This window comes from Streptomyces sp. NPDC088747 (assembly GCF_044751025.1).
GTDB lineage: Bacteria > Actinomycetota > Actinomycetes > Streptomycetales > Streptomycetaceae > Streptomyces.
The window spans coordinates 151080-162840 of the sequence record NZ_JBIVKZ010000004.1; the positions used below are offsets into that span (position 1 = coordinate 151080).

Annotated in this window: 1 protein-coding gene and 1 pseudogene; both read left to right on the top strand. The window is 70.4% G+C overall.

The window, feature by feature from the left end:
* Window positions 1–147: 147 nt before the first annotated feature.
* The gene (locus tag ACIP79_RS11835) at window positions 148–1050 is read left to right on the top strand and encodes a proline iminopeptidase-family hydrolase (RefSeq protein ID WP_401222245.1); all 903 of its coding nucleotides are present in this window, start codon (window positions 148–150) and stop codon (window positions 1048–1050) included.
* A gap of 8 nt (window positions 1051–1058) precedes the next feature.
* Window positions 1059–11747, top strand: a pseudogene (locus ACIP79_RS11840) (SDR family NAD(P)-dependent oxidoreductase); the annotation flags it as partial.
* Window positions 11748–11761 lie beyond the last annotated feature (14 nt).

Sequence of the window (11761 nt, forward strand, 5' to 3'; positions counted from 1 at the left end):
CAGAGATAGGGGGTGGCCGGGGCATCTCAGGGGAGTTCCCCGAGCTGTCGCGTAACTAGTGTCGGGATGAGTGCGGAGGTCAACGGACCGGCCGCGGCGAGCAATTGACGGCATGCGTCGTGAGACGAGTCGATCGGGGTGGTTGAGGTGTCGTTGGCTCCCCATGCCAAGGGAAGCGTGCCATTCGGCGAGTACGAGACCTGGTATCGCGTCACGGGCGACCTGCGCGCCGGCGGGCCGCCACTGGTGGTCGTCCACGGCGGGCCGGGCAGCACGCACGACTACCTGCTCAGTCTCACCGCGCTCGCCGAGCTGGGACGGCCTGTCGTGCACTACGACCAGATCGGCAACGGCGGCTCCACCCACCTCCCCGAACGCGGCCCGGAATTCTGGACCGTACAGCTATTCCTCGACGAGCTCGACAACCTGCTCAACAGGCTCGGAATCGCCGAGGATTACGTGCTGTTCGGTCAGTCCTGGGGCGGCACGCTCTCCGCGAAACACGCGGCGGCGAGGCCAACGGGCCTACGCGCTCTGGTCATCGCCAATTCCCCGGCTTCCTATGTCCTTTGGCGCCAGGAAATGAAGGTCCTGCGGGAACTGCTGCCCCCCGGAGTCGACGAGACGCTGGCCCGCCACGAAGCCGCGGGAGAGACCGACAGTGAGGAATACCTCCAGGCGATGACGGTCTTCTACAACCGGCACGTATGCCGACTCCGGCCGTGGCCACGGGATTTCGTGGCGACCCTCATGGAGATCCAGAACGACCCCACCGTCTACAGCACCATGAACGGCCCTAGCGAGTTCCATGTGACCGGCACCCTGCGCGACTGGTCGGTGGAGGACTGCGTCGCCGACATCACGGCGCCCACGCTGCTGATCTCGGGCCGGCACGACGAGGCGACGCCCGCGACCGTGCGGCCGTTCGCCGAGCTGATCCCCGACGTCCGGTGGGAGGTCTTCGAGGAGTCGAGCCACCTGCCCCACCTGGAAGAGCCCGAACGGTTCACACGGGTGATGGCCGACTTCCTCAACGAGTTCGGAGGCTGAAGGTGGACGCGTCCGCAGAGGAGATCATCGAGGCGCTCCGCGACTCGCTGGTGGAGAACGAACGGCTCCGGCAGAACAACGGACGGCTGGAGGCCGCCGCCACCGAGCCGGTGGCGATCGTCGGCATGGCCTGCCGCTACCCCGGCGGCGTCACGTCCCCGGACGACCTGTGGCGGCTCGTCGCCGAGGGCACGGACGCCGTGTCGGGCTTCCCCGCCGACCGCGGCTGGGACGCCGAACGCCTCTACGACCCCGAGCCCGGCGCGCCCGGCAGGAGTTACGTACGCGAGGGCGGATTCCTGCTGGACGCCGCGGAGTTCGACGCGGCCTTCTTCGGGATCTCGCCGCGCGAGGCCCTCGCCATGGATCCCCAGCAGCGGTTGCTGCTGGAGACCTCGTGGGAGGCGCTGGAGCGCGCCGGGATCGACCCCGCCTCGCTGCGCGGTGGCCGGACAGGCGTGTTCGCCGGCGTGATGTACCACGACTACGGCACCAGTTCCAGCAACGGAAGCATCGTCTCGGGCCGGGTCGCCTACACGCTGGGTCTCGAAGGCCCGGCGGTCACCGTCGACACCGCCTGCTCCTCCTCGCTGGTGGCACTGCACCTGGCGATGCGGTCGCTCCGGTCGCAGGAGTGCGCGCTCGCGCTGGCCGGCGGCGTCACGGTGATGGCAACCCCGGAGACGTTCGTCGACTTCAGCGAACAGCGCGGGCTCGCCCCCGACGGCCGCGTCAAGGCCTTCGCCTCCGCCGCCGACGGCACGGGCTGGGGCGAGGGAGCCGGGGTGCTGCTCCTGGAGCGGTTGTCGGACGCCCGCCGTAACGGTCATCCGGTGCTGGCGGTGGTGCGGGGTTCGGCGGTGAACCAGGACGGCGCGTCGAACGGTCTCACCGCTCCGAACGGTCCGTCCCAACAGCGGGTGATCCGGAAGGCGTTGGCGACCGCGGGTCTCACCACCGCTGATGTGGACGTGGTGGAGGCGCATGGCACGGGTACGACGCTCGGCGACCCGATCGAGGCGCAGGCGCTGCTGGCGACGTATGGGCAGGATCGCCCGGAGGGCAGCCCGTTGTGGCTGGGTTCGATCAAGTCGAACATGGGACATGCGCAGGCCGCTGCCGGTGTCGCCGGGGTGATCAAGATGGTGCAGGCGATGCGTCATGGTGTGCTGCCGCGGACGTTGCATGTGGATGCGCCGTCGTCGCAGGTGGACTGGTCTGCCGGTCGTGTGGAGTTGCTGACGGAGGCGCATGAGTGGCCCGAGGTGGGTCGTCCGCGTCGGGCGGGGATCTCCTCGTTCGGGATCAGTGGGACCAACGCCCACGTCATCATCGAGCAGGCCGACGTGGCCGCCGAGGAGGACAACCGGCCGTCCGACTCCGGCTCGGGCGCGGTGCCGTGGGTGCTGTCCGCACGGAGCAGGGACGGGCTGCCCGCCCAGGCCGCACGGCTGCTGGACTTCGTGGCGGACCGTCCGTCGCTGCGACCCGCCGACGTCGGCCTCTCGTTGGCGACATCCCGCGCGTTGTTCGAACACCGCGCGGTCGTGGTCGGACGGGACCGGGACGAACTGCTGTCAGCCCTGCGCACGCTGGCGGACGACGCCCCCGGCGCCGGTGTCGTACAGGGCCTCGCCGGCTCCGGGCGGACCGCCTTCCTGTTCTCGGGGCAGGGTGCGCAACGGGTAGGTATGGGGCGGGAGTTGTACGGGGCGTTCCCGGTGTTCGCGGCTGCGCTCGACGAGGTCTGTGCGGATTTGGACCGTCATCTGGACCGGTCGGTTCGTGAGGTGATGTGGTCCGAGTCCGATCTGCTCGGACGGACGGTGTTCACGCAGGCGGCGTTGTTCGCTTTCGAGGTGGCCTTGTTCCGGCTGGTTGAGTCGTGGGGTGTACGCCCTGACCTTCTGGCGGGTCATTCCATCGGTGAGTTGGCGGCGGCGCATGTGGCCGGGGTGTTCTCGCTTGCTGACGCGGCCAAGTTGGTGACCGCGCGTGGCAGGTTGATGCAGGCGCTCCCGGCCGGTGGTGCGATGGCTGCGGTGCAGGCCACTGAGGACGAGGTCGCTCCGCTGCTCGACCTGAAGTTGGCTGATGTCGCGGCGGTCAACGGGCCCGATTCGGTGGTCGTCTCCGGTGTGGACAGCGAAGTCGCCCGGATCACCGAGCACTTCGCGAGTCTGGGGCGCCGGACGAGTCGGCTGCGGGTCTCGCACGCGTTCCACTCCCCGCTCATGGAACCGATGCTGGACGACTTCCGCGGGGTCGCCGAGAGTGTCACCTTCAACACCCCCGCCATACCGGTCGTCTCGAATGTGACGGGCCGGTCGGCGGAGCAACTCGGATCGGCCGACTACTGGGTACGGCACATCCGCGAGGCAGTCCGGTTCGCCGACGGGGTAAGGCACTTGGAGACGGAGGGCGCCACCAGGTTCATGGAACTGGGGCCCGACGGCGTGCTCACCGCGATGGCCCGGCAGTGCGTGGAGGCCGAGACCGGCGTCCTGGTGCCGGCACAGCGCAAGGACCGTCCGGAACCCGAGGCGCTCCTCCTCGCCGTCGGACAACTGCACGCGGCGGGCGTACCCGTCGACTGGCGTGCCGTCTTCGCCGACCGGGACGCGCGGCCCGTCGAACTCCCCACCTACGCGTTCCGGCGCGAGACGTTCTGGCTCGACTCCACCACCCAGGACTCCGACGTCACCTCCGTAGGCCTCGACCCGGCGGATCACCCGCTCCTCGGCGCCGTCGTGACCACTCCCGACTCCGGCGGAGTGGTGCTGACGGGCCGGTTCTCGACGGCCACCCGGCCGTGGCTGGCCGATCACGAAGTGCTGGGCACCGTGTTGCTGCCGGGCAGCGCCTTCGTGGAGCTGGCGATCCGGGCCGGCGACGAGGTCGGCTGCGACATCCTGCGGGAGCTGACCCTCGGAGCGCCTCTGGTGCTGCCGGAGAACCGCGGAGTCGCGGTGCGGGTCACCGTCGGTGCGGCGGACGAGTCCGGCGACCGTCCGCTGAGCGTCCACTCCCGTCCTGAGGACGCCCCGTCCGCGCAGGACTGGACACGTCACGCCGACGGAATGGTCGGTACCGGCGCCTCCGCCCCCACCCCCGACCTCACCACCTGGCCCCCCTCGGACGCCGCTCCCGTAGACCTGGACGGGGCGTACGAACGTCTTCGCGGCGAGGGCTATGCCTACGGCCCCGTGTTCCAGGGACTGCGGGCGGCGTGGCGGCGCGGGGACGACCTCTACACCGAGGCCGTCCTGCCCGAGGAGGCGAGGAGCGACGCGGCCCTGTTCGGCCTCCACCCGGCTCTCCTCGACGCGAGCATGCACGCCGAACTGCTCGACTCGGAGCGCCGAGGCGGCAGGACACTGCTGCCCTTCGAGTGGACCGGCGTGAAACTGTACGCCTCCGGCGCGTCCGCGGTCCGCGTGCACACCCGGCTGGGGAGGGGCGACGGCCCGACGAGCATGACCGTGACCGACGAGACCGGCAGTACGGTCCTCACCGTCGAGTCGCTTGCGTCCCGGCCCATGTCGCCCGAGCGGACCACCCAACCGGACGGGTCCGGCGACGCACTGCTGCGGACGGTGTGGACACCGCGTCCCGTGGACCACGCCGCCACCGCCCGCTGGGCGATACTCGGCCCCGACCGGGCCGGACTGCCGGTCGACGTACCGGCGTTCGCGGACTTGGTCGAGCTGGCCGAGGCCGGTTCACCTGACGTCGTGGTGTGGTCGCTTCCGGCGGGCACCGGTGCGGATGTTCCGGCGGATGCCCACGCGTTGACCCGTCGGGCTCTGGAGGTTGTCCAGGGGTGGCTGGCGGACGAGCGGTTCGCCTCCTCCCGCCTGGCGGTGGTCACCAACGCCGACACGCTGGCCCAGGCCCCGGTGGTGGGGCTGTTGCGTGCCGCCCAGGCGGAGAACCCCGGTCGCTTCGTCCTCGCGGACGTGGACGGCGAGGACACCTCGCTCCAGATCCTGCCCGCCGCGATCCTGTCCGGCGAAACCGAGTTGAGGGTGCGCCACGGCGAAACCCAGGTACCGCGGCTCACGAAGGCCGACACCCCCGACAACGAGCCGGTGGTGTCGTCGCCGTGGGGTGGTGGTTCGGGGTCGGTGTTGGTGACGGGTGGGACGGGTGGGTTGGGTGCGTTGGTGGCCCGGCATTTGGTGGTGGTGCATGGGGTGCGGCATTTGGTGTTGGCGGGTCGGCGTGGGTTGGGTGCTCCGGGTGTGGGGGCGTTGGTTGCTGAGTTGTCGGGGTTGGGTGCTGAGGTGGTGGTGGTGGGTTGTGATGTGGGTGTTCGGGATGAGGTGAGGGGGTTGTTGGGGCGGGTGCCGGTGGGGCATCCGTTGGTGGGTGTGGTGCATGCGGCTGGTGTGGTGGACAACGGGTTGGTGGGTTCGTTGTCCGGGGGTCGGGTGGATGGGGTGTTGGGTCCGAAGGTTGATGGGGCTTGGCATTTGCATGAGTTGACTCGCGGTATGGGCTTGTCGGCGTTTGTGTTGTTTTCGTCGGTGGGTGGTTCGTTGTTGGCTGCGGGGCAGGGTGGGTATGCGGCGGCGAATGTGTTTTTGGATGCGTTGGCTGTGTATCGGCGTGGTTTGGGGTTGGTGGGTACGTCGTTGGCGTATGGCCTCTGGGACGTCGACACCGGCGTGGACCGGGCCGACGCCGATCGACTGGCCCGCCTGGGCATGCCCGCGATGCCGGCTGATACCGGCCTGGAACTGTTCGACGCCGCTTTGCGTACGGACGACGCCGTACTCATGCCGCTCCGTCTCGACAGGGCGGCGCTGCGGGCCCGGGGCGACGACGTTCCGGCACTGCTGCGCGGTCTGACCGGCGGAACCCGGCGCGCCGTCCGCGCCCGCGCCGAGAACTCGCTGCGTACGCGCCTGGCAGGGGCTGCACCGGAGGAGCGTGCCGCCGCCCTCCTCGACATCGTGCGGAGCCACGCGGCGGCCGTGCTGGGCCACACCTCCGCGAAGGCTGTCGAACCGGATCGGGCTTTCCGGGAGTTGGGCTTCGATTCGTTGTCGGCGGTGGAGTTGCGGAACGCGTTGCGGGTGGAGACGGGGTTGAGTCTTCCGGCGACGTTGGTGTTCGACTATCCGACGGCTCGGGTGGTCGCCGCGCATCTGGACGCCGAACTCGCCGGAACGGCGGGAGACCCGGTGACTCCGGTGCCGGGGCGGGCGGTTGCTGACGATGATCCGATCGTGATCGTGGGGATGGCGTGCCGTTATCCGGGTGGTGTGGCGTCGCCTGATGATCTGTGGCGGCTGGTGGCTGACGGGGTGGATGCGGTGTCGGCGTTCCCGGTGGACCGTGGGTGGGACATCGAGGGCATCTATCATCCCGAGCCCGGGAGGCCCGGTAAGACGATCGCGCGTGAGGGTGGATTCCTTTACGACGCGGCGGAGTTCGACGCGGACTTCTTCGCGATCTCGCCGAGGGAGGCGGCCGACACCGATCCCCAGCAACGGTTGCTGCTGGAAGCGTCCTGGGAGGCCTTCGAACGCGCCGGAATCGACCCGGTCTCGCTGCGCGGCAGCCGTACGGGTGTGTTCGCCGGCCTCATGTACCACGACTACGGATTCCGGGCCGACACCGCGAGCACCAGTGGCGGGAGCCTGGTCTCCGGACGTGTCTCCTACGTGTTCGGCCTGGAGGGGCCGGCGGTCACCGTCGACACGGCCTGTTCGTCCTCGCTGGTGGCGCTGCACCTGGCAGCGCAGGCACTTCGGTCCGGGGAGTGCTCCTTGGCCCTGGCAGGCGGCGTGACGGTGATGGCCACCCCCGGCATGTTCGTGGAGTTCAGCCGTCAACGCGGTCTCGCACGGGACGGACGCTGCAAGTCCTTCTCGGACGCAGCCGACGGGGCGGGCTGGGCCGAGGGAGTGGGCGTCCTGCTGGTGGAGCGGTTGTCGGACGCTCGCCGTAACGGTCACCCGGTGCTGGCGGTGGTGCGGGGTTCGGCGGTGAACCAGGACGGTGCGTCGAACGGTCTCACCGCTCCGAACGGTCCGTCCCAACAGCGCGTCATCCGGCAGGCGTTGGCGACTGCGGGTCTCACCACCGCTGATGTGGACGTGGTGGAGGCGCATGGCACGGGTACGACGTTGGGTGACCCGATCGAGGCGCAGGCGCTGCTGGCGACGTACGGGCGGAACAGGCCGGACGACAGTCCGCTGTGGCTGGGTTCGATCAAGTCGAACATGGGTCATGCGCAGGCTGCGGCTGGTGTGGCGGGGATCATCAAGATGGTCAAGGCCATGGAGCATGGTGTGTTGCCGCGGACGTTGCATGTGGATGCGCCGTCGTCGCAGGTGGACTGGTCGGCGGGTCGTGTGGAGTTGCTGACGGAGGCGCGGGAGTGGCCTGAGGTGGGTCGTCCGCGTCGGGCGGGGATCTCCTCGTTCGGGATCAGCGGTACCAACGCCCACGTCATCATCGAGCAGGCTGACGTGGCCGCCGAGCCGGAAAGGCCCACCGCCGACGCCGATTTGGGTGTCCTGCCATGGGTCGTCTCCGCCAAGTCCCCCGAGGGGCTGCGGGATCAGGCGAAGCGGTTGCACTCGTACCTGCTGGCCCGCCCGGAGGTCGACCGCCTTGACGTCGGTCTCTCCCTGGCGACCTCACGCACCCCCCTGGAGCGACGCGCCGTGGTGCTCGCGGGGGACCGGGCCGCCGCCCTGGACGGCCTGGCGACGATCGCCGCCGGGGAGTGGGGCGCCGATGTGGTTCACGGCGTCGGATCCACCGGCGCGACGGCGTTCCTGTTCTCCGGTCAGGGTGCGCAACGGCTGGGGATGGGGCGTGAACTGCACGCCGCCTTCCCGGTGTTCGCCGCGGCGTTCGACGCGGTGTGCGTGGAGCTGGACCGCCATCTCGACAGGCCGCTCCGCGATGTGGTGTGGAGCGAGCCCGAACTCCTGGACCGGACCGTTTTCACGCAGGCCGGTCTCTTCGCCTTCGAGGTGGCGTTGTTCCGGCTGCTTGAGTCATGGGGCGTACGGCCTGACCGACTGGCGGGTCATTCCATCGGTGAGTTGGCGGCGGCGCATGTGGCCGGGGTGTTCTCGCTCAGCGACGCGGCCAAGTTGGTGGCCGCGCGGGGCAGGTTGATGCAGGCACTGCCGACCGGTGGCGCGATGGCGGCGGTGCAGGCCACCGAGGACGAGGTCGCTCCGCTGCTGGATCTGAAGCTGGCCGATGTCGCGGCGGTCAACGGGCCCGACTCGGTGGTCGTCTCCGGTGTGGACAGCGAAGTCGCCCGGATCGCCGAGCACTTCGCGAACCAGGGACGCAGGACTACCCGGCTGCGGGTCTCGCACGCGTTCCACTCCCCGCTCATGGAACCGATGCTGGACGACTTCCGCGAGATCGCCGAGAGCATCACCTACGGCAAGCCCGTCATACCTGTCGTCGCGAACCTCGGCGGTGAGGTCGTCGACGCCGGTGCACTGGGCTCCGCCGACCACTGGGTCCGGCACGTCCGTGAGGCGGTCCGGTTCATGGACTGCGTACGGCAGTTGGAGACCGAGGGTGTGACCCGGTTCGTGGAACTGGGGCCGGACGGTGTCCTGTCCGCCATGGCTCAGGCCTGCCTGCGCGAGCCGGACGACGCGATCGGCGTTCCCACGCTGCGCAAGGACAGGGCCGAGCCGGCCACCCTGCTCGCCGCCGTTGCCCGACTGCACGCGAGTGGTGCCCAGGTCGACTGGCACGGGGTGTTCGCCGGACGCGGTGCCCGTCGCGTGGAGCTGCCCACCTACGCCTTCCAACGCCGTCGGCACTGGCTGGACACCCAGGCAGCCTCCGGTGACGCGTCGGGCCTCGGGCAGTTGGCCGCCGAACATCCCCTGCTCGGTGCCGTGGTCGTCTCACCGGACTCCGGCGGCATGGTCCTGACGGGCCGGTTGTCGACGGCAGCCCAGCCGTGGCTGGCCGGGCACGAGGTTCTCGGCACCGTTGTGTTCCCCGCCTCGGGCTTCGTCGAGCTGGCGATCCGCGCGGGCGACCAGGCGGGATGCGACGTGCTGGAGGACCTGACCGTCGACGCGCTGCTGACCCTGCCTGCGAACGGCGGCGTTGACGTCCAGGTCGTGGTCGGTGAACCCGACGAGGGCGGGAAGCGGCCGCTGGCGGTCCACTCGCGCCGCGAGGACGGCCCGTGGACCCGGAACGCCACCGGCGTCCTCGCCTCCGGCGCACCGGCACCCGCCTTCGACCTCGCCGCCTGGCCCCCCGTGGGCGCGGACCCGGTCGACATCGGAGACCTCTACGACCGACTCGCGGACCGGGGCCACGACTACGGGCCCCTCTTCCAGGGGCTGCGGGCCGCGTGGCGCCGGGGCGACGAGGTGTTCGCCGAGGTCGCCCTGCCCGAGGAGACCGGCGACCGCTTCGGCATCCATCCGGCGCTCCTCGACGCGGCGACGCACCTTCAGGTGTTCCGCGACGAACAGGAGGGCGGCGGGGACGGAGACGATGACAGGGGCGGAGACGGCAACAGGGACGGGGACCACGGCGGGCCGAGGTTGCCGACCACATGGAGTCACGTCGTCCTGCACGCCGCGGACGCCACCTCCCTCCGTGTCCAACTGGTGCGCACCGGACAGGACATGACGTCGTTGCTCGCGACCGACGAAGCCGGCCGACCTGTCCTGTCGGCGAAGTCGCTCACGTCGAGCCCGGTGTCACCCGCGCAACTCGACGCCGGCCCCGACGGGTTCCTGGACTCGCTGTTCCGCATGGACTGGAACCCGGCCCCGACAGCGACCGGTACGGACGAGGTGTCCTGGCTGCCCTGGGAGGACATCGCCGACGCCGTCGACCTCACGGGCAACGCCCCCGACGTCATCGTGGTGTCACCCGAGCCCGGCGACGACGCCGAGGCCGTCCACCGCAGCACCCGACGGACGCTGGGCGTCCTCCAGGAGTGGATGGCCGACGAACGGCTCTTCGCCTCCCGGCTCCTGATCGTGACGCGCGGTGCAGTCTCCCTGCACGGCGAGGACGTGACGGACCTCGCGGGCGCCGCCGTCTGGGGCCTGATCCGGGCGGCTCAGCTCGAACACCCCGGCGCGATCGTCCTGGCCGACCTGGAGGCGTACGCCGGCTCGGACGCATTTCCGGGCTCGGCTGCACCCCTCGGCTCGGCTGCGTCCCCCAGCTCGGACGTGTCCTTCGACGTGAACGCGCTCACCAACGCCGCCGCGTCCATCGACGTAGCCGCGCTCATGGCGACGGACGAACCGGAACTGGCTGTCCGCGCGGGCGTGACCTACCGGGCGAGGCTGGCCCGGGTGCCCGAGCGACGTGAACCCCACCGCCCTGCCTCCGTGTTCGGCCACGACGGCACCGTGCTGATCACGGGAGCGATGGGCATGATAGGCCGCCACGTGGCCCGCCATCTGATCACCACCCACGGAGTCCGACACCTGCTGCTGGCAGGCCGCCGCGGCATGGAAGGCACCGGCGCGGCAGCTCTCCACGACGAGTTGACGGCCCTCGGCGCGACCGTCACCATCGCCGCCTGCGACGTCTCCGACAGGGAATCCGTCGCTCGGATGCTCGCCGGGATCAACGCCGAGCACCCGCTCACCGGCGTCGTGCACGCGGCAGGCGTCCTCGACGACGGCGTCATAGAGTCGCTCACCCCGGAACGGATCGACGCGGTGATGCGCCCCAAGGTGGACGCCGCGTTCCATCTGCACGAGCTGACCCGGGACTTGGACCTGTCGGCGTTCGTGCTGTTCTCGTCCGACTCCGGGGTCTTCGGCAACGGCGGGCAGGCGAACTACGCGGCGGCCAACACGTTCCTGGACGGACTTGCCGCCCATCGCCGCGCCGCCGGGCTGGCCGCCCAGTCCCTGGCGTGGAGCCTGTGGGCCGACGCCAGCGAGATGACCGCGCAACTGAGCGAGGTGGACAGGCTGCGCATGGAGCGGATCGGCATCATCGGGATGTCGGCCGCCGCAGGACTGGAACTCTTCGACACCGCCGCGACGGTGGACGAGCCGATGCTCGTCCCGATCCAGCTGAACGAGTACGCCGCACGCGCCAACCCCGACGAACTGCCGCGCAAACTGCACGGCCTGTTCGGCGGCTCGCGTCGGACCGTGCGGGCGCGGCCCGACGGCGGCGAGGCACTCGCCCGCAAGCTCGCGGGCCTGGCCGCTCCCGAACGCGAGGAACTACTCCTCGACCTGGTACGCGAACGAGTCGCCATGGTCCTGCGGCGCGACTCCGCGAGCGAGGTCGAACCGGACCGGGCGTTCCGCGAGCTCGGCTTCGACTCACTCACCGCGCTGGAACTGCGCAACACCCTCAGCGCCGCGACAGGCCTGCGGCTGCCCGCCACGCTGCTGTTCGACCACCCGACCGCCCACGCGGTGGCCCGGGAGATCGGCAGAGCGGCCGGTCCCCAGGAGGACGACCCGGCGAGGCCCGTCCTCACGGAGATCGAGCGGCTGGAAGCGGCACTCTCGGCGTCGGCACGGTCCTCGTCCGCCGACGGCGCGCACTCCCGCATCACCGCTCGCCTTGAGGCGCTTCTGCGGTCCTGGCGGGACGGGCACGACCGGCCCGCCGAGACAGAGACGAACAGCGACCCCGAATGGGCCGACGACAACGAACTGTTCGAGGCCCTGGACAACGAACTCGGAATCTCCTGACACCCTGATCCGCG